Origin of the sequence: Paenimyroides aestuarii, from assembly GCF_024628805.1 — a bacterium.
Classification (GTDB): Bacteria; Bacteroidota; Bacteroidia; order Flavobacteriales; family Flavobacteriaceae; genus Flavobacterium; species Flavobacterium aestuarii_A.
The window spans coordinates 2,393,729-2,412,505 of sequence record NZ_CP102382.1 but is presented as its reverse complement, the minus strand read 5'-3'; the positions used below and the strand labels follow the sequence as shown (position 1 = coordinate 2,412,505).

At 34.7% G+C, this 18,777-nt stretch carries 18 protein-coding genes; 14 read left to right on the top strand and 4 right to left on the bottom strand.

The window, feature by feature from the left end:
• Positions 1-152 precede the first annotated feature (152 nt).
• Both NPX36_RS11730 and NPX36_RS11725 read left to right on the top strand, forming a co-directional pair.
• Positions 153-647 (top strand): DUF6452 family protein, encoded by a 495-nt coding sequence (locus NPX36_RS11730; RefSeq protein WP_257498898.1) that lies wholly within the window; start codon positions 153-155, stop codon positions 645-647.
• Positions 622-1,314 (top strand): DUF6048 family protein, encoded by a 693-nt coding sequence (locus NPX36_RS11725; protein ID WP_257498897.1) that lies wholly within the window; start codon positions 622-624, stop codon positions 1,312-1,314. The genes NPX36_RS11730 and NPX36_RS11725 overlap by 26 nt, the downstream gene beginning before the upstream one ends.
• A gap of 22 nt (positions 1,315-1,336) precedes the next feature.
• On the opposite strand, the gene NPX36_RS11720 is transcribed toward NPX36_RS11725, so the two are convergent.
• Positions 1,337-2,797: a DnaJ domain-containing protein gene (locus NPX36_RS11720; protein ID WP_257498896.1), complete on the bottom strand. Its 1,461-nt coding sequence runs from the start codon at positions 2,795-2,797 to the stop codon at positions 1,337-1,339.
• 201 nt (positions 2,798-2,998) lie between these two features.
• Here NPX36_RS11720 and nhaA point away from each other — a divergent pair, with 201 nt between their 5' ends.
• The 5 genes from nhaA to NPX36_RS11695 all read left to right on the top strand — a co-directional run bounded on the left by nhaA (position 2,999) and on the right by NPX36_RS11695 (position 8,439).
• Positions 2,999-4,330, top strand: coding sequence for a Na+/H+ antiporter NhaA (nhaA, locus tag NPX36_RS11715; protein ID WP_257498895.1), 1,332 nt, complete (start codon positions 2,999-3,001; stop codon positions 4,328-4,330).
• 11 nt (positions 4,331-4,341) lie between these two features.
• A complete protein-coding gene (locus tag NPX36_RS11710) occupies positions 4,342-5,652 on the top strand; it encodes a DUF389 domain-containing protein (protein WP_257498894.1) in 1,311 nt (436 codons plus the stop codon).
• An 11-nt stretch (positions 5,653-5,663) separates the two neighbouring features.
• Entirely contained in the window at positions 5,664-7,403 is a 1,740-nt protein-coding gene (locus tag NPX36_RS11705; protein WP_257498893.1) for a TrkH family potassium uptake protein, read from the top strand.
• A gap of 11 nt (positions 7,404-7,414) precedes the next feature.
• A complete protein-coding gene (locus NPX36_RS11700; RefSeq protein ID WP_257498892.1) occupies positions 7,415-8,101 on the top strand; it encodes a potassium channel family protein in 687 nt (228 codons plus the stop codon).
• A 71-nt stretch (positions 8,102-8,172) separates the two neighbouring features.
• Positions 8,173-8,439, top strand: a complete 267-nt coding sequence (locus NPX36_RS11695; RefSeq protein ID WP_397376452.1) for an outer membrane beta-barrel protein — start codon at positions 8,173-8,175, stop codon at positions 8,437-8,439.
• Positions 8,440-8,606: 167 nt separating this feature from the next.
• Here NPX36_RS11695 and NPX36_RS11690 read toward each other — a convergent pair whose 3' ends face one another.
• From NPX36_RS11690 to NPX36_RS11680, 3 genes are read right to left on the bottom strand one after another with little or no spacing between them, the layout of a single operon-like run.
• A complete protein-coding gene (locus NPX36_RS11690) occupies positions 8,607-8,963 on the bottom strand; it encodes an MmcQ/YjbR family DNA-binding protein (RefSeq protein WP_257498891.1) in 357 nt (118 codons plus the stop codon).
• The gene (locus NPX36_RS11685) at positions 8,960-9,685 is read right to left on the bottom strand and encodes a DUF3307 domain-containing protein (protein WP_257498890.1); all 726 of its coding nucleotides are present in this window, start codon (positions 9,683-9,685) and stop codon (positions 8,960-8,962) included. The genes NPX36_RS11690 and NPX36_RS11685 overlap by 4 nt, the downstream gene beginning before the upstream one ends.
• Entirely contained in the window at positions 9,666-10,280 is a 615-nt protein-coding gene (locus NPX36_RS11680; RefSeq protein ID WP_257498888.1) for a SatD family protein, read from the bottom strand. Before NPX36_RS11680 ends, NPX36_RS11685 begins: the two co-directional genes overlap by 20 nt.
• Before the next feature lie 212 nt (positions 10,281-10,492).
• Here NPX36_RS11680 and NPX36_RS11675 point away from each other — a divergent pair, with 212 nt between their 5' ends.
• The 7 genes from NPX36_RS11675 to NPX36_RS11645 all read left to right on the top strand — a co-directional run bounded on the left by NPX36_RS11675 (position 10,493) and on the right by NPX36_RS11645 (position 18,730).
• Positions 10,493-10,918 carry an NUDIX domain-containing protein gene (locus tag NPX36_RS11675; protein ID WP_257498887.1) on the top strand — a complete coding sequence of 142 codons (426 nt, stop codon included), beginning with the start codon at positions 10,493-10,495 and terminating at the stop codon, positions 10,916-10,918.
• Positions 10,919-10,928: 10 nt separating this feature from the next.
• Positions 10,929-11,318, top strand: a complete 390-nt coding sequence (locus NPX36_RS11670; protein ID WP_257498886.1) for a hypothetical protein — start codon at positions 10,929-10,931, stop codon at positions 11,316-11,318.
• Positions 11,319-11,340: 22 nt separating this feature from the next.
• Positions 11,341-12,405 carry a glycosyltransferase family 9 protein gene (locus tag NPX36_RS11665; protein ID WP_257498885.1) on the top strand — a complete coding sequence of 355 codons (1,065 nt, stop codon included), beginning with the start codon at positions 11,341-11,343 and terminating at the stop codon, positions 12,403-12,405.
• A 65-nt stretch (positions 12,406-12,470) separates the two neighbouring features.
• Positions 12,471-13,859, top strand: coding sequence for an AAA family ATPase (locus NPX36_RS11660; protein ID WP_257498884.1), 1,389 nt, complete (start codon positions 12,471-12,473; stop codon positions 13,857-13,859).
• Positions 13,860-13,956: 97 nt separating this feature from the next.
• Positions 13,957-15,150, top strand: coding sequence for an ADP-forming succinate--CoA ligase subunit beta (gene sucC, locus NPX36_RS11655; protein ID WP_257498883.1), 1,194 nt, complete (start codon positions 13,957-13,959; stop codon positions 15,148-15,150).
• A 129-nt stretch (positions 15,151-15,279) separates the two neighbouring features.
• Positions 15,280-16,044 carry a hypothetical protein gene (locus NPX36_RS11650; RefSeq protein ID WP_257498882.1) on the top strand — a complete coding sequence of 255 codons (765 nt, stop codon included), beginning with the start codon at positions 15,280-15,282 and terminating at the stop codon, positions 16,042-16,044.
• Positions 16,045-16,186: 142 nt separating this feature from the next.
• A complete protein-coding gene (locus tag NPX36_RS11645; protein ID WP_257498881.1) occupies positions 16,187-18,730 on the top strand; it encodes an ATP-dependent Clp protease ATP-binding subunit in 2,544 nt (847 codons plus the stop codon).
• Positions 18,731-18,777: the final 47 nt, after the last annotated feature.

Sequence of the window (18,777 nt, the reverse complement as noted above, 5' to 3'; positions counted from 1 at the left end):
ATGGTATTGATTTACGCAAAAAATGCATGCGATTCAATTGATAATACTTCTTTTTATACTGCTTATTGATTTTTCAACAAATTAGTAAGACCTGTTTCTCCCCTGCTTTTTTTACAAAATGATTTTGTATTTTTACCGCATATTAGTACCCTATGAAAAAAATAACATGTGCCGTTCTATGCCTTTTTGCATTTTCAGCTTGCGAAAAAGATGATATTTGTGTGGGCGGCGAGTCGGTTACGCCCAATGTGGTGATTGATTTGTTTGATCGGCTTGATTCGCAATTGTTGAAACCGGCTCCCAAAATTAGTATTTTTGTGGAAGGTTATACAGATACAATTGTGTTTAGAAACACTTCTAAAATAGAAATTCCGTTGCAAATAAACACTACTGAAACCGTTTGGAACATTCGTTTGCATCAATTAAATTCGTCGAATGATACCATTTTGAAAAACGATCAATTGCGGTTTACATATAACCCCGAAGCGTTTTATGTATCAAAAGCTTGTGGCTACAAAACGGTTTTCTACAATTTTAACAGTGTAAAATTACCCAATACTTCCAGCGATGGCTGGATTGAAAATATTTTTAAAGTAACAAACGAAATTTCAAACAACAACAATGCGCACATTCAGATTTACTATTAGTTTGCTTTTGCTGATAACTGCAAAAATTTCGGCTCAAGAAAAAGCACCTCAAAAGGTATATCCAGAAGTTTACGGATTGCGTATTGGTACTGATTTGGTGAAAGCTTCACGGAATATTTGGGATAAAAACTACAAGGGATTTGAAGTGGTTGCTGATTACCGCTACAATAAAAATTGGTATTTGGCTGCCGAAGCGGGGTTTGAAGACCGTTTTCAAGAAGATGAACAACTTTCGTTTACCACCAGCGGTATGTTTTTAAAAGTTGGGGCCGAAAAAAACTTTCACAAAAATTGGTTGGATATGAACAACCTTATTTTTGTGGGCGGACGCTATGGTTTAAGTTTACACAACCAAACCTTGCACCGCTACCGCGTGAATACCGGCACAGCATATTTTGATGAAGAGCTGCAATATCCGGAATTGAAATCAACCGGACTTTCTGCCCATTGGTTAGAATTGGTGGTTGGAATTAAAACCGAAGTGGCTCAAAATGTGTTCATTGGTATGAATGTTCGCTTAAAAGGTTTGCTGTTTCAAAAACAACCCGACGGTTTTGAAAACTTGTATTATCCGGGTTTTGATCAAAAATACAGCGGCAATATTGGTGTGGGCTTTGGTTACACAGTGAGCTATTTGATTCCTTTTAAAAAGAAAAATCCTAAATAATCCATTCTTAATCGTAAACTTTTTAAAAAACAGTTACAAGAATGCCATACAGATAAAAAACTAGTGCAAATATCATATATCCATTTGCAAAAGATTTTTCATTAGGCGCTGTTAAATTTTGCCAAACATATAACTGACTTAAAAACAGTAAACTCACTAACAGCAACAATGGATTGGAACTTTGCAACACACCAAAACGCAACTTATCGGTTTGTTGGGTTTCTGAGTTAGTCATACGAATGTATGCCACTTCTCCACTACGCTCTTTTGCCAAGGCAAACCGATTGTATGCTTTGCGATGAACGATTTGGTTAAATTGGTCTTCGCTCACATTTACAGCATATTTTTCATTAAAAACTAGATAATAATCAACGTTTATACCACTTTGTTTGGAAGGGCGCGAAGTTTCGGTATAATGATTTGTGAGCTGCATTGGTTGTTCGTCGTAAGTAACAGAAGCTTTGATAAAAACTACTAACCAAAGCAACACAAAACTACCCATCGATATTTTTTGAAGCTTTGTTAAATGCTGGTTTATTATTCCCATTCGCTGCTGTATCCAACCCCAAAAAGTATATTTTGATGCGGCTGGAAGCATTCCAAATTCATTTACAGCTGGCTCGGTAGGTGTTTTAAAAAGCTGGGCGGCAATATATAAATTATAAAAAGGGACAAATAAATAATATACTTTGTTCTTATATGCCAAAGTGTCGTGTGCCCGTTTATAAAGTTGGGCAAAGGTCAACCAAAAAAGGATTAATGCTAGTAAAAACAAAATTACTTTTAAGGAAGTTAAAATGAAAAACACAAGGCAAATTGCTTGCAAAATTCCAAGAAAAAGCATTCGATTTTTAAATTCATTGCCGTTTATTCGGGCATTCATTCCAAAAAATGTTTCTTTTTTAAAATGAATTTCATCAACCTGCGGAAAACGTGCTTTTATTTTTTCAAAGGCCACTTGAACAGGATTGCTGTTGTCGTACAAAAGTTTAATTTGGTATTTATACAATGTTCCATCTGTTGCTTCCACGGTCATTAAAATGATAAATTCTTCGGTGAAATGTTCCATTTTAATGTAGTGTGTTCCCGAAAAATGCACATCGCCCAACAAACTAATATGCACCCTTCGGCAATTGGATACGTTCCATTGCAACAGCATATAATCGCCCACTTTAAAATACTTTTTATCAACAGCAAAAAGCAAAATATCGGGTGCAGCCGCTTTTTGGTGCACATGGGTGGTTTCTTGAGAGTTTGTGGCAGCTGCGTGTTGCACCGTGTGAAGGTATTGATGCAATAGAAACCGCTTATTGGCATCCATTAAAAAATCATATGCTTCGTTTATTTTCAAAAAATAAGTGTGGGCAAACGGATCTTTGTTCACATCGGGATGGTATTTTTTGGAAAGCTTTCGATAAGCTTTCTTTATAACGGTCTCCTCTGAAAAATTAGGAATTTCTAAAACAACATAATAATTAATCATCAATGCAGCTTCTATGATTTTAATTGCTAAAGAACGTCATTTTTTTAGAAAAAGCAATAAATAGGAAGCAAGAAACAAAGAGTTTATATAGTAGCCCACTTGATATTGAACGATTTTACGAAAGATTAACTTAGAATTCCTTATTTTTGCACCACATAATTTATTTTTTAATTACCCAATTAATTTAAAAAAGGAAACTAAATGGAGCACAAAAGGAAGACCCCTATAGAAAAAATAGTATCGCCTATTCAAAGTTTTATTAAACAAGAAAAATCTGGGGGAATTGTTTTAGGAATCAGTGTTATTATTGCGTTGTTTTTAGCAAACTCTGTTTTTGCTGACGAATACCATCATATTTTAGAGCATAAATTTGGGTTTCAGTTAGACGGAAACACTTATTTTGAATACAATCTGCATCATTGGATCAACGATGGTTTAATGGCTATTTTCTTTTTTGTGGTTGGTTTAGAATTAAAACGCGAAATTGTGGGTGGCGAATTATCAAATCCCCGAAAAGCATTGTTGCCAATTGCAGCTGCTTTGGGCGGTATGGTGGTTCCGGCGATTATTTATTTCGCGCTAAACCCATCGGGCGAAGTACACAGCGGTTGGGGAATACCAATGGCAACCGATATTGCTTTTGCGCTTGGAGTGCTTTATTTGCTTGGAAACCGTATTCCGTTAACATTAAAAGTGTTCTTAACTGCCTTGGCAATTGTAGATGATTTAGGAGCTGTGTTGGTAATTGCATTTTTCTATACATCCGAAATATCAATGTATTATTTGATTTTGGGCATACTGATTTTAATGGCCATGTATATTGGAAACAAATTGGGGGTTAGAAGCATTTTGTTTTATGCGATTCTGGGAATTGGTGGCGTGTGGTCAACATTCTTATTATCGGGTGTTCATGCCACAATCGCAGCCGTTTTAGCAGCCTTTACCATTCCAGCAAATGTAAAAATCGATGAAAAAGTATTCAGCTCTAGCATACAATATTTATTGGATAAATTCAAGAGCTTAGACCCCGACAACACCAAACCTACATTAACAAATGAACAGTTGCATGTTTTAGACGAGATCAAAGAAAACACGGTGGCTGCCACGCCGCCTTTGCAACGATTAGAACATGCCATGCACCCAATGGTAACCTTTATCATCATTCCAATTTTTGCGTTGGCAAATGCGGGCGTTTCTTTGGCTATTGATTTTGAACATTTATTCAGCACCAATGTAGCTTTGGGTGTGGCACTTGGGTTATTAGTAGGAAAAGTTGTGGGAGTTGTTGGTTTTACCCTACTTTTGGTGAAATTAAAAATTGCATCGTTTCCCGCTGGTATGAATGTGCGAAACTTGTTTGGTTTGGGCTTATTGGCATCCATCGGTTTCACTATGTCATTGTTTGTAACTTCATTGGCTTTTAAACATGAAGAATATATGATTCAAGCCAAAATAGGTATTTTTGTGGCATCGATTATTGGTGGTGTTTTGGGATATATTGTTCTCAATAAACAAGCAAAAAAGAACAACTAAAATAATGTTTAATGAGCAATAAACTGTTAGATTTTATCAATCTGCACTACGGTGAAGAAGATAAAGAAAAGGTTTTAGAAAATGTTACTGCAAACATTTCTTTTAGAGGTTCTAATTTATGGATTTTGGCTTGTGCAATCATTATTGCATCAATTGGTTTAAACGTAAATTCAACAGCAGTGGTGATTGGTGCCATGCTTATATCGCCTTTAATGGGTCCTATTTTAGGAGCAGGTTTAGCATTGGGAACATACAACTTTGTGCTGTTAAGAAAATCGATAAAAAATTTATTAATTGCCACAGCTGTAAGTTTATTTGTTTCGGCTTTTTACTTTTATTTGAGTCCGTTTAAAGATGTGCAATCAGAACTATTGGCTCGAACCTCTCCGAATATTTACGATGTATTAATTGCTTTTTTTGGTGGATTAGTAGGTGTAATTGCATTTACCCGAGTTGAAAAAGGTAATCCAATTCCGGGTGTGGCCATTGCAACCGCCTTGATGCCGCCTTTGTGTACGGCTGGTTATGGCTTGGCTACTTTTAATTTCTCTTATTTTGCAGGAGCTTTCTATTTGTACACCATCAACTGTTTTTTTATATGTTTGGCTACATTCTTTGTAATTAAATACTTAAAATATCCGGCATCGGCTGCTATCGATCCAAAAAACGAAAAAAGAATCCGCTACGGTATTTCTACTTTAATGATGGTGATGATTATACCAAGTTTTTATTTGGCTTATAATCTGTATCAAGAAAAAAAATTTACTAAAAATATTGACGATTTCATTAATACGGAATTTAACAGCCGTGGCTACACCGTTATCTATAAAAAGGTGTCGTATAACAGCAATCCGAAAAAAGTGGAATTGGCTTTTTTAAATAAAAAGTTGAGCAAAGAGGATATGGCTTTGTACAACAAAATGCTACAGGAAACAGGGCTTACCAACACCCAAATGATTTTTAGACAAGATGATGCCGATTTAAAAGCTGAAATTTTAAACGAGGTAAATAAACAAAACGCTACACTTTCCGAAAAAGATGTAACCATTAACAACCTGCGCCAAGAATTAAATAAATACAAAGTAAACGAACCTGGCTTGGTAAAAGAAATTAATGTGCTTTTCCCTGAATTAAAAGAAGTTTCGTTGGGAAAAATTGAAAAATACTCAGGTACAGATAGTGCCCAAATTGATTGGGTGGTTTTGTATCATTTACAAAATCCAGAAAAAAAACCCGATATCGCTAAAATAAAAAAATGGCTTAACCAGCGATTAAATGTTTCCAACACCTTACTTTTACAGGATGTTGATGAAAATAAATAAAAAACGATTCCATGAAAGATTTTTTATATGCAAAATGGATACAGCAATTTATTGTATTTTTACACTTAGCGGCGCTTGTTAGTCTTATTTTAGATTATGGTTACAGCTTGTATCCGTTTGCAAAGAACAGCATTTTGGTATTGTATATCTTGGTGCTTGTGATTGGGGTGAGTTTCACCGTTTTAAAATATTATTACCACCGTAAAGATATCATTTTATCGGTTTTTATTTTTGATGTGCTCAGCGTGCTTTTTGTGGTGTATTGCTTACTAAAACAAATTTCGCTAGAAGGTTTTTCAGACACCACACATTGGTTGCGCTTAGCAGTAATTTTAAAACTTGTTCGCGAATTTACCCGCGCAAAAATCAGCTATAAACGCTCTTTGCTCAATCCGGCACAGCTGTTCATTATTAGCTTTATGATGCTAATTTTGTCGGGAGCTTTGTTGTTGATGTTACCAAAAGCTACTACCAACGGCATTAGTTTTATCGATGCTTTATTCACCTCTACAAGTGCCGTTTGTGTTACCGGATTAATCGTGGTTGATACCAGTAGTTATTTCACCATGTTTGGAAAAACGCTTATTTTACTCTTAATTCAGGCTGGCGGTTTGGGAATTTTGACATTTGCCAGCTATTTCAGTTATTTTTTTAAAGGTGGATCAACCTACGAAAATCAATTGGCTTTGAGCGATATGACCAATTCAGAAAAAATAGGCGAAGTTTTTACCACGGTAAAGCGAATTTTAGCCATTACTTTTTTTATTGAATCCATTGGCGCATTACTTATATTTATAAATTTAGATAAAACCATTTTACCTGCATTGGGCGATCGCATCTATTTTTCTATTTTTCATGCGGTTTCAGCTTTCTGCAACGCTGGTTTTTCAACCTTGGCAAATGGTTTAATGGAAACCGGGTATGTCTATAATTATTCCTTGCAATTCATCATCATTCTTATTTTTGTTTTCGGTGGATTAGGATTTCCAATTGTTATCAATTCCATTAGATATTTAAAACATTTAATCATTCGATACATCTTAAGATTCACAGAGAAAAGAAACAACTACCGCCCATGGATTTTAACCCTTAGCAATAAAATTAATTTGCGCACTTCTTTAATTTTAATTGTTCTGGGAACCACAGTGATTTACATTAAAGAATATTACAATGTATTGCATACGCATACAGGCATAGGAAAAGTAGTTACGGCTTTGTTCACAGCTACCACACCGCGGACTGCAGGCTTCAACTCCATAGATTTTAGTGAACTGCATTTTTCATCAATCATTATCATTATCTTTCTTATGTGGATTGGAGCATCGCCAGCTTCAACAGGTGGTGGTATAAAAACCAGCACCTTTGCAATTGCCACATTGAATTATTTTAGTTTGGCAAAAGGAAAAACCAAAATTGAAGCTTTCAGACGTGAAATCGCAGATATTTCAGTTCGTAGAGCATTTGCAGTAATGAGTTTATCATTGATTGTGATAGGTTTTAGTATTTTCTTAATTTCACATTTTAATAACGAAATTCCTTTGTTAGACATTGCCTTTGAAAGCTTTTCTGCATATAGCACCACAGGTCTTAGTTTAGGTATCACAGGAAATTTAAGCAGTGAAAGCAAAATGGTTTTAATCACCACTATGTTTGTAGGAAGGGTAAGTATGCTTACCATTTTAATTGCGTTTTTCAAGAAAAGCAGGCAAGCAAATTATCATTATCCTTCTGATGAAATATTAATTAATTAAAAGTAGAAAAAATGAAATTTATAATAATAGGTTTAGGAAATTTTGGTGGATCTTTAGCCGAAAAATTAACACAGCAAGGAAACGAAGTAATTGGAGTTGATTCAAGACCTGAAAGAGTTTCTTTATTAAAAGATAAGCTGTCGCACACAATTTGCATGAACGCCACCGACCAAACTTCCATTTCGCATTTACCACTAAAAAACACCGATGTGGTGATGGTTTGTATTGGTGAAGATGAAGGGGCAAACATTATGGTTACAGCGCTATTTAAAAACTTAGGCGTTAAAAGATTGATAAGCCGCTCCATTAATCCATTGCATGAAAACGTATTGCAAGCAATTGGTGTAAGCGAAATTGTTCGTCCGGAAGAAGAAACCGCCGAGCGTTGGTCTAAAAAACTATGTTTAAAAGGCGTTGTAGATTCGTTTGAATTAAACAAAAATTTCAGTATTGTGGAAATTGTTGTGCCTCAAAAGTACATTGGAAAAACAATAGCAGATGTGAAATTCACCGAACACCACAATGTGTTGATACTAACAATAATTCGCGATACACAAGAAAAAACCTTTCTTGGACGAAGCAAAACCGTAGCAAGCGTTCAAGGAATCCCCGAACCCTCCACTATCCTATTGCAACACGATATTATCGTAATTTACGGAGCTAACGAGGATCTACAGAAATTTGCGAAAGAAGCATAGAAATTTATTATTATAAACATCATGAAAAAAGCACTAGTAATTTTTACAACCATTTTAGCGACAAACCTTTCATGCGTTTTACCGATGAAAAAATAACCGAAACTACTGAACAAAAAAACATGGAATTATTCAAAAAAACAAATTTCGGTCTTACTGCAGGAGCTTCTTATACTTTTCTTAAAAACTTTTGTTTCGAAGCGCGTTACTATTTTGGTCTGAGCAATATTTATAACGAAGACAATTTACCAAAAACACCAAATGCTGTAACGACGGCTAATGCTAAAAACCATGCATTCCAAATTGGTTTGGCTTATATGTTTAATCTAAAAAAGATGTAAAACAGTTTACAAATACTTATTGACTTTTTACTTGTTAAATTTTCAAAACTAAAACAATATTACTAATTTGATTGATACCGTAAAGTTTACATATTAAATATGCCCCAACGAGTTAAACGCTCTTTGGGGCATATTTAATTAACGAGATTTCTTAAATAAAACAGAAACTACATCTCCTTCAAAACAGTTTGATCTTTTTTAGTTAATCCTTTAACCACTAAATCGTAAGAGTTTACAACTAATTCTTGTAGCAATTTGGGAGAAACATCGCTGTTAAAATACACGCTGTTCCAATGCTTTTTGCTCATGTGGTAGCCGGGTTTAATGCCGTTGTGTTCTGCACGCAGTTCTTCAGCTTGGTCGGGATCGCATTTTAAGTTGCAAAATTCAAAGGTTTCAATATCCACCAAACAAAACATTTTGTTCATTACATAAAAAACAAGTGTGGTTTCATCGAACGGAAATTTTTCTGTAACGCCTTTAAACGATAAACAGTATTCGCGAAAATCTTCTATATTGTTCATATTAAATTTATTAAAACATAATTAAAAATCAAGCCTACTAAAATGGCGCAACCAAAGCTTAAAAAAGTGCCTATTAAAACATACTCGGTTAAATGGCGTTCTTTGGCATTGTTTAAATCACCAAATCTAAATATAGATTTTGCAGCCAATAAAAAACCTATTCCCTCCCAAAAGTTGGCTACTACAAAGCCAAAAATAAACAATCGCTCTAATATTCCAATGTATTTTCCGGCATTGAATAACACTTTTTTATCATTTTGTTTATCTTCATTACTAATTTTCTTGTGCTCTTGATAAGGCGATAAAATAATTCGAATAAAAATAGCGGTTACTTGGGTTACTAAAATAATTGCTACCAACACCAACCACCATTGCGGTTGATTGAAAAAATCAAGCGAAATGCGCAATGTTGAAAAAAGCATCAATGCCGATGCAATCGCAACAAAATGCAGCAGCTGATCCAATACAAACAAAACCGATGATTTCATTTTATGGCTTAATTGCAATTTTAACCAATCGGTAATTGCATGTAAAACAACCACATAAGCTATTGCCCACCACATTTCATCGTTCCATAAAAAAACAATGAGCAATGCAGTATGTATCATGATATGGCTTAAAAAATAAATGCTTTTCTTTTTGTGTTGCACCATTTTTTTGGTCTGAAAAACAAAATCGCCCAGAAAATGAGCTGCCAGAAATTTAAGTAGAAGTAGCCACATAATGTATCATTGTTTCTTTATAATAATTTATGAATTGTTCAATTTCTTCAAAACCGCCGCGTTTCAAGGCTTCGCTTATCGTGCTTTGTTTTTTGTTCAATTGTACTGCAATTTGTGTTTGGTTCCAAGTAGGATTTTTAAGCTTTAAATAGATAATTTCGGCCGATTTATCCGACCATTTATCCATAATAAGCAAAGATAAATCGGTCATAACCCTAAAAGTGTCGTTTAGCGATTTATGGGGTGTTTTTATGGTTAAATTTTTCTTGTCTAATGCATCAAAACCTTCACCCGAAAGCTCAAAAGCAGAACCGTTTGCTTCGGTAATTTTTGTTCCTTCAAACGATTGTTCTCCAATTCCAATGCTTAAACGCACGTCTATTTCCTTTAAATGTTTAACCCATGTTTTTAACAAAATGGCGTGTAATAAAGCATCTTCGGGGGTGGTTTTAAATTGAAAACTGTCGCCTCGGTATATTTCCCAATGAAAGGATGATGCTGCAAGCGTTTCTAAACCTTCCCTAAGGTGATGAAGCCAAATTCTGGGGTCTAAAGTGCGCGATGAAACGATATCGCCTGTTATAATTGCAATCATGTGTATGAATGTATTAAAGGTTAAAGGTACAAAAAATATCGTTTGTTTAACCTATATTTTAAAATATCGCTTATTTAACCGATAATCTGAATTATCGTCTTTAAAACCGATAATTCTAATTTCAGATGGTTTGTTCCGTTATTTATTGTGAAATTGCTCTAAATTAGAAGCAAAATCATAAAAAATTCATTAAATATGAATAATTTTGAAAGATGGAAGGCAATTTAAAAGGATTTAACATTCGGGTATATGCATTGTGTGTTATAAACAACAAGTTATTAACATTGAAAGAACCTTTTTCGGGTGTAGTGGTCACTAAGCTTCCGGGCGGTGGTTTAGAATTGTGCGAAGGAACGGTAGATTGTCTGAAGCGGGAATTTGCAGAAGAGCTCAATTTGAAAATTGATGTCAATGAACCTTTTTATATCCAAGAAAATTTTGTAGATTCATTAGCAAAAGACCACAAACAATTGTTAACGCTTTATTTTTTTGCAACTATTTTAAATATAGAGCAAATGCAAGTCTTAGATGAAAACATTCAGCAGATAGAATGGGTTGCAATTGATGGAAATAATCCGTTTACATTGCCGGTTGATCAATTGGTTTTTAATAAATTGCAAAAAAAGTATAACTTATAAATTTGTAACTATGCTAAAAGAAATACCTATAATATATGTAGTAGCTTTTTTATTTTTAATGTATCTCACTGCATATTTTGTTCGGTTTAGAAGCAAAAATGTGGATGCATTTAGCAAAATGAAATTATCATTAATACTCTTCGGTATTTATTCGGTGGTTTTATGGTTGTGCGTACCTTCTACCCCAATATTAGAAACTTTTGGCTATCCTGAAACCGTTAACGATATTAAAACAGATGGTCAGATTTTAAAATTATTACAAGATTATAACAAAGCAATTGTTCGCACTGCCGATATTCTTAAGTGGTTTTTATTTGGTTTTATCTGGTTTTTTATGACCAATATTTATTTATACACCACTCATCGCGAAAACGAATTCAACCCAAAAAATAAAGAATAAACCTAATCTATACTGCTATAAAATGAGCTTAAAATCGAAAGCCAATGTGGTTCGCAAAAAGCTAATGCACGCTTTAACCCAAAACATTGGGAAAAAATCGATCGGCGAAATGCAAAAAAAAGCAAACAATTTCCAAGTGCAGCGTGTGTTAATTAGTCGGCCCAATCATCGGTTGGGCAACATGCTTTTAATTACGCCTTTGGTGCAGGAAATTTGCAATACTTTTCCAAACTGCACCATCGATTTATTTGTAAAAGGAAAAATAACGCCCATTATTTTTCAAAATTATCCACAGATTCAAAACATTATTGAACTTCCCAAAAAACCTTTAAAAGATTTTTCGGAATATTTAAAAGTTTGGTTTTCACTAAAACGCAACACATATGATTTGGTCATAAATGTGGAAAAAGGTTCGTCATCAGGCAGAATTTCAACCATCATTCCGTCGGCAAACTTTAAATTTTATGGCGATGATTTTGAAGAGTTGAAAAGTGTTTATAACGATATAGCGCATATTGCCAAATATCCTGTTTATAATTTCCGTAGATTTTTAGAAATTCTTCACCAAAAACCTTTAAGCGGCGCTGTTCCTGTTTTAGATATAAAATTATCTGCCGATGAACTTGCCCAAGGTAGATTAAAAATAAACGATGTAACAAAAAGTGGAGATAAAAAAACCATTGCTTTTTTTACATTTGCAACAGGCGCTAAATGCTATTCGGTGGAATGGTGGAACGCTTTTTATGAAAAATTCTATCCAAAATATGCAGCAGAATATCATTTAATAGAGATTTTACCTGTAGAAAATATTTCACAATTAGAAGGAAAACTGCCCACATTTTACAGTAAAGATATCCGTGAAATTGCATCGGTAATGGCAAATTGCGAATTGGTTGTTGCAGCCGATTCAGGCATGATGCATTTAAGCAGTGCGGCATTAACCCCCACAATAGGCTTGTTTTCGGTAACGAGAACAGAAGTATATGCACCGTATGGCAACAAAAGCACCTTTGTGAACACCAATAAAGAGTCGCACGAAGATATTCTTCAAAAAATGGATGCGATTCTAACACCAAAAAATAGTTAAAACAAATATAAATTCATTTAAAATTTTAACATCAGTTAGTATCTTGCTAATCAAAATAGATGAAAATGAAACTAAAAGATTTATCCAACGAATTAGAAATATCGTTAGAAAGCCTTCAAAACTTTATTTACGATTTCAATATAGATTTAAGTTTTTGTATTGATGAACAATTCAATGTTACCGAAAAATTCAAACAATTTACTTTAAAAAACATCGATTTTCTGAAGAAATATGCCGAAGATCATTCTAAGGAAAAAACATTACCCGAAATAGCAAAAACCATTGGTGTTGATGAACAATTGGTATTGCAATTCTTTGTATCAAACGGCATTCCCGAAGAATTGGCAAAAAACATAAAAACGCATATCTCTAGTTTTTTAATACATATATATATAGGTGGAAAATACCCGTTTATAGACGAAGCATTTCCGGAAACCCAGAATTATGCAGCCAAACGATTGGTAGGATACACCGATTTATACTTTTACCTAAGCGATATGATGGATCCGTTTATGAACAAAGATCAATCAAAAACGTGGGGTATTTCAAAACCTGCAGGAATGGTGCTTTATGGTCCGCCGGGCAGTGGTAAAATCTTTTGGGCACAACAAATAGCACAAATGATTGGTTATGAATTTGTGCATGTGTACAAAGATTATTTAGCAGGAAATTTAAAAACCAATAAAAATTCGCTTACCCACTTTTTAAATGCTAAATTACAGCAACCCAAAACCATGCTTTTTATCGATTCGTTAGACGAGTTGCTTACCAAAAATGGCGAACAAAGTGTTTTTTCTGAAAATATGGAATTAATCAACTCTATTTTGCGTCATTCTCAGAAAAACATCCATCAAGAGTTGCTGATTGTGGGCTCGGCAGAAATTTTAAATTTATTTAATGATGAGGTTTTGGCACCCGGAAGGTTTGATATGCAAATACCCATTTTTCCACCCAATGCAGACGAGCGCGCCCAACTGATTATTTACCACCTCACCCAAAATTTAATAGACGAATCGCCTTTATTGGCCATTCTTAGAAAACACAATGCTTTGTGCAAATCGTTTTGGGAGCCATTGGCAAACCAAATGAAATTGTTTTCAAATACCATGATTATTGATTTCACTCAGTCACTAAAAAAGCGTTTGTATGCCTTGCACCGCAAAGATGAAACTAAAAATATTGAATTGAGCGATAAAGTACTCATGGCATCATTCAACGAAGCCAAAGCTAAATTAACAACCGATTATATCAAACGTTGCGCAATTTTTCTGATTGAAGTAAAACAAAATTTAGGACAAGATTTTCCGCATCGTATATTAGAATTAGAAGCCGATTTAGAATCGTTTCAAGCTAAAAAAGCTCCAATCAACAAAATTGGTTTTAAACAAGACGACAGCGAAAAACAAACTATTGCAAACAACAAATCAGCCGATCCAACCGATTTGGCTCTATAAAAACCAAAGTTTTAGCCTAAAAACAACAATATTTCATTTTTTTTAGGCAATGTAAAACAAGTTTTATATTTTTGTAACTCTAAAAAACGTATAATTAATGAATTTACACGAATTTCAAGGTAAACAGATACTTTCTAGTTACGGTGTACGTGTTCAACGCGGCCATGTAGCTAACACAGCTGAAGAAGCAGTAACAGTAGCAAAACAGTTAACAGAAGAAACAGGTACAGGTTGGCATGTTATTAAAGCACAAATTCATGCTGGTGGCCGTGGAAAAGGTGGTGGTGTTAAGTTAGCAAAAAACTTAGACCAAGTAAAAGAAATTGCAGGTCAAATCATTGGCATGGATTTAATTACTCCACAAACACCTCCAACAGGTAAAAGAGTAAACAAAGTATTGATTGCTGAAGATGTTTACTACCCGGGCGATAGCGAAACTTCCGAATTCTATATGTCTGTTTTATTGAACAGAGGTACTGGTAAAAACATGATTATGTATTCTACCGAAGGAGGTATGGATATTGAAGAAGTAGCAGAAAAAACACCTCATTTAATCTTTACTGAAGAAATTGATCCAGCTGTTGGTTTACAATCATTCCAAGCACGTAAAATTGCATTCAACTTAGGTTTATCAGGTGGTGCATTTAAAGAAATGGTGAAATTTGTTGATGCATTGTACAAAGCTTATGTAGGTTGCGACGCTTCAATGTTTGAAATTAACCCCGTTTTAAAATCTTCAGATGACAAAATCATTGCTGTTGATGCAAAAGTTACTTTAGACGATAACGCTTTATACCGCCATGCAGATTATGCGGAAATGCGCGATACTACAGAAGAACGCCCAATTGAAGTGGAAGCTAAAGAAGCAGGTTTAAACTATGTAGATTTAGATGGAACCGTAGGTTGTATGGTAAACGGTGCTGGTTTGGCAATGGCTACAATGGATTTAATTAAGTATGCAGGTTTTGAACCAGCAAACTTCTTAGACGTAGGTGGAACTGCAGATGCTAAACGTGTAGAAATTGCTTTCCGTATCATTTTAAAAGATCCAAACGTAAAAGCAATCTTAATCAATATTTTTGGTGGAATTGTTCGTTGCGACCGTGTGGCTCAAGGTATTGTTGATGCATACAAAAACATGGGCGACGATATTAAAGTGCCAATTATTGTACGTTTACAAGGAACAAACGCAGATTTAGCTAAACAAATTATTGATGAGTCTGGTATGCCAATTTTATCGGCTATTGAATTCCAAGAAGCATCAGATCGCGTTAAAGAAGCATTATCATAATTAATTGATTCTTTAAATTAAATATACAGATAAGTCCGATAGTTGTATCGGGCTTATTTTTTTTGCTCTAAAAAAATAGCACTCGTATCAAATCATTTTTTATTTTTGATAAAATTTAGAAAGAAAAAAATGGAAACAAGCAATGAAAATTTACAAGAAAGGTACGGTTCCGTGCCGCCAAAAAAATCTAAAAAAGGGCTCTATATCATTTTAGGCATTGTAGCACTGCTTCTTATTTCAGCAGGAATTTTTTGGAAAACAACAACAAAAAATGAGGAAGAATTGCCCGTTGAAACCGCTACCCCAGCCTACGAACAAATATTTTCTGTGGCCGAATATGATCAAATTCCAGATCATTATAAGCAATTTATCTATGACTTTATGGAATATAACGGTTATTTAGACGGCACTTACTTTTTAACTAAAATTCCAGATCGGGCAAAATCGGTTTATGCGTTTGGCGATTTTACCGATGATGACAATGATGAAGACGATTTAGCAGTTTTGTTTGAAAACAACGATTACACAAGCAGCATGTTGGTCATTTTCAATCATAAAGGTGAAGGTTTGTTTATAAAAAAATATACCGGTGATTTGCCAATTATTAATTCCTTTAAAGTAGGTTCAAAAATTTATGAAAACGAAGCAAAATTGACACCTGCTTCTTGTGGTGGATTAATTGTGAAAACCGATTATAGAAAAGAAGCAATTGTATATGACAAAAAATCAAAGAAATTCAATATACATTATCAATATACCGAAGACGATATCAGATCAATGAACGAACCCGAGGAATATTATGAGGAAGGCTATGACGAAGCTGCAACAGAGGTTGCATCCGAAGCAGCAGTTGAACCATCAATCATTAACTCTATAAATGAAGATAGCTACTAAGCTGTCTTTTTTCTTTTAACAATTGTAGGAAAATACAAAATAGTTTCATATATTAGTTATAGTCAAATAAAACAAACTGACATATAAATTGTAACGGTACGAAATTTGATATGTTAATTAAAAAAACCCTAAATATTTAAAAATGGACGACAATTTTTCACCAAGAGTAAAGGAAGTAATTACCTTTAGTAGAGATGAAGCTTTACGTTTAGGGCACGATTATATTGGTACAGAGCATATCATGCTTGGTATTTTGCGCGAAAGCCAAGGCGAAGCAATCACGATATTACAAAACTTATCAATTGATTTAGAATTTCTTAGAAATCGCTTTGAAGCGTTGATTCCTGAGAACCCTAATAAAATCATCAACACAGAAAAAAAGAATATTCACTTAACAAAACAAGCTGAAAATGCCTTGAAAAGAGCGTTTTTGGAAAAAAAATTATACAAAACCGATGTGATCAACACAGGACATATTCTTATGTCGATCCTTCGAAATACCGAAGATCCATCCACTATTCTGTTAAACCGCTGTAAAGTAGATTACGACAGTGCTAAGGAAGAATTTGTAGGTTTATTATCTAATTCAGAATCTATGAATGAACAACCACGAAACAGCGCTTTCGACGATGAAGAAAGAGGTGACAGTATGTCAGACGGTTTTAATAATCCATCTGCCCAAAACAAGTCAGGCAAAAAATCTAAAACTCCGGTTTTAGACAATTTTGGTCGTGATTTAACAGAAATGGCTGAACTTGGTAAACTAGATCCGGTTGTAGGTCGCGAGAAAGAAATAGAGCGTGTTTCGCAAATTTTATCGCGCCGCAAAAAGAACAATCCGCTTTTAATCGGAGAACCAGGTGTGGGTAAATCGGCTATTGCAGAAGGTTTGGCGCTGCGCATCACGCAAAAGAAAGTATCGCGTATTTTGTTTAACAAACGTGTGGTAACTTTAGATTTAGCAAGCTTGGTTGCAGGTACAAAATACCGCGGACAGTTTGAAGAGCGTATGAAAGCCGTAATGAATGAATTGGAAAAGAACGATGATATTATTCTTTTTATCGATGAAATTCATACCATTGTTGGTGCCGGCGGTGCAACAGGTTCATTAGATGCATCGAATATGTTTAAACCTGCTTTGGCGCGTGGAGAAATTCAATGTGTAGGTGCAACCACCTTAGATGAATACCGCCAATATATTGAAAAAGACGGCGCTTTGGAACGTCGTTTTCAAAAAGTAATTGTGGAACCTACAACAGAAGAAGAAACAGTTACTATTCTGAACAATATCAAACCTAAATATGAAGATCATCACAATGTAATTTACACACCCGAAGCTATTGAAGCTTGTGTGAAATTAACAAGTAGATATATGAGCGATCGTTTTTTACCAGACAAAGCTATTGATGCATTGGACGAAGCAGGATCGCGGGTACATATTACCAATATTGAGGTTCCCGATGAAATTTTAAGTCTGGAAAAAGACTTAGAAGAAGTGCGCGATAAAAAAACCGATGCTGTGAAACGTCAAAAATACGAAGAAGCTGCAGCTTTGCGCGATGACGAAAAACGTATTGAAAAAGATTTAGCCGTTGCACAAGAACGTTGGGAAGAAGATTCTAAAAACAATAAAATTACTGTTACCGAAGACCATGTAGCCGATGTAGTTTCGATGATGACTGGTATTCCTGTTAACAAAATTGCACAGGCCGAAAGTAAAAAATTGGCAAAATTACCCGATGCGATTAAAGGAAAAGTTATTGGTCAAGACGAAGCAGTTGCAAAAATTGCCAAATCAATCCAAAGAAATCGCGCAGGATTAAAAGATCCTAACAAACCAATTGGTTCGTTTATTTTCCTTGGGCAAACAGGTGTTGGTAAAACACAATTGGCAAAAGTAATTGCTAAAGAAATATTCGATTCTGAAGATGCATTAATCCGTATCGATATGAGCGAGTATATGGAAAAATTTGCCATTTCGCGTTTAGTAGGTGCACCTCCGGGATACGTTGGGTACGAAGAAGGTGGTCAGTTAACCGAAAAGGTGCGCAGAAAACCTTATGCAGTGGTATTGTTAGATGAAGTGGAAAAAGCCCACCCAGATGTGTTTAATATGTTGCTGCAGGTTTTAGACGATGGACACTTAACGGACAGTTTGGGTAGAAAGATCGATTTTAGAAATACCATTATCATCATGACCTCGAATGTGGGTGCACGCCAGTTAAAAGATTTTGGAACAGGCGTTGGTTTTGGAACTAAATCCAAACAAGACCAACAAGAAGATTTATCAAAATCGGTGATTGAAAATGCCTTGAAAAAAGCATTTGCACCCGAATTTTTGAATAGAATTGACGATGTGGTGGTGTTCAACGCTTTAGAAAAAGAGCATATCCATAAAATCATCAATATCGAAATTGAGAAATTATATTTGCGTGTGATGTCTTTAGGTTATCAGTTAGAATTAACGCAAGATGCCTTGGATTTTATCGCAGAAAAAGGTTTCGACAAACAATATGGAGCGCGTCCGTTAAAACGTGCCATCCAAAAGTATGTGGAAGATTTATTGGCTGAAGAAATCATCAATGGAAACATTCACGAAAATGATGTTTTAGTGATGGATAAAATGAAGGATGAAGACCAATTAAAGGTGAGTGTGAAAAACGCAAATTCTTCTTTAAAAAATTAAATCAATCAAAATTTTAAGAAAGTAGTAAGAAAACCTTACTACTTTTT

Excerpts from the sequence above, each read along its gene's own strand:
- NPX36_RS11730 (WP_257498898.1), top strand. The coding sequence starts at position 153 with ATGAAAAAAATAACATGTGCCGTTCTATGCCTTTTTGCATTTTCAGCT.
- NPX36_RS11725 (WP_257498897.1), top strand. The coding sequence starts at position 622 with ATGCGCACATTCAGATTTACTATTAGTTTGCTTTTGCTGATAACTGCA.
- NPX36_RS11720 (WP_257498896.1), bottom strand. The coding sequence starts at position 2,797 with ATGATTAATTATTATGTTGTTTTAGAAATTCCTAATTTTTCAGAGGAG.
- nhaA (WP_257498895.1), top strand. The coding sequence starts at position 2,999 with ATGGAGCACAAAAGGAAGACCCCTATAGAAAAAATAGTATCGCCTATT.
- NPX36_RS11710 (WP_257498894.1), top strand. The coding sequence starts at position 4,342 with ATGAGCAATAAACTGTTAGATTTTATCAATCTGCACTACGGTGAAGAA.
- NPX36_RS11705 (WP_257498893.1), top strand. The coding sequence starts at position 5,664 with ATGAAAGATTTTTTATATGCAAAATGGATACAGCAATTTATTGTATTT.
- NPX36_RS11700 (WP_257498892.1), top strand. The coding sequence starts at position 7,415 with ATGAAATTTATAATAATAGGTTTAGGAAATTTTGGTGGATCTTTAGCC.
- NPX36_RS11695 (WP_397376452.1), top strand. The coding sequence starts at position 8,173 with ATGCGTTTTACCGATGAAAAAATAACCGAAACTACTGAACAAAAAAAC.
- NPX36_RS11690 (WP_257498891.1), bottom strand. The coding sequence starts at position 8,963 with ATGAACAATATAGAAGATTTTCGCGAATACTGTTTATCGTTTAAAGGC.
- NPX36_RS11685 (WP_257498890.1), bottom strand. The coding sequence starts at position 9,685 with ATGTGGCTACTTCTACTTAAATTTCTGGCAGCTCATTTTCTGGGCGAT.
- NPX36_RS11680 (WP_257498888.1), bottom strand. The coding sequence starts at position 10,280 with ATGATTGCAATTATAACAGGCGATATCGTTTCATCGCGCACTTTAGAC.
- NPX36_RS11675 (WP_257498887.1), top strand. The coding sequence starts at position 10,493 with ATGGAAGGCAATTTAAAAGGATTTAACATTCGGGTATATGCATTGTGT.
- NPX36_RS11670 (WP_257498886.1), top strand. The coding sequence starts at position 10,929 with ATGCTAAAAGAAATACCTATAATATATGTAGTAGCTTTTTTATTTTTA.
- NPX36_RS11665 (WP_257498885.1), top strand. The coding sequence starts at position 11,341 with ATGAGCTTAAAATCGAAAGCCAATGTGGTTCGCAAAAAGCTAATGCAC.
- NPX36_RS11660 (WP_257498884.1), top strand. The coding sequence starts at position 12,471 with ATGAAACTAAAAGATTTATCCAACGAATTAGAAATATCGTTAGAAAGC.
- sucC (WP_257498883.1), top strand. The coding sequence starts at position 13,957 with ATGAATTTACACGAATTTCAAGGTAAACAGATACTTTCTAGTTACGGT.
- NPX36_RS11650 (WP_257498882.1), top strand. The coding sequence starts at position 15,280 with ATGGAAACAAGCAATGAAAATTTACAAGAAAGGTACGGTTCCGTGCCG.
- NPX36_RS11645 (WP_257498881.1), top strand. The coding sequence starts at position 16,187 with ATGGACGACAATTTTTCACCAAGAGTAAAGGAAGTAATTACCTTTAGT.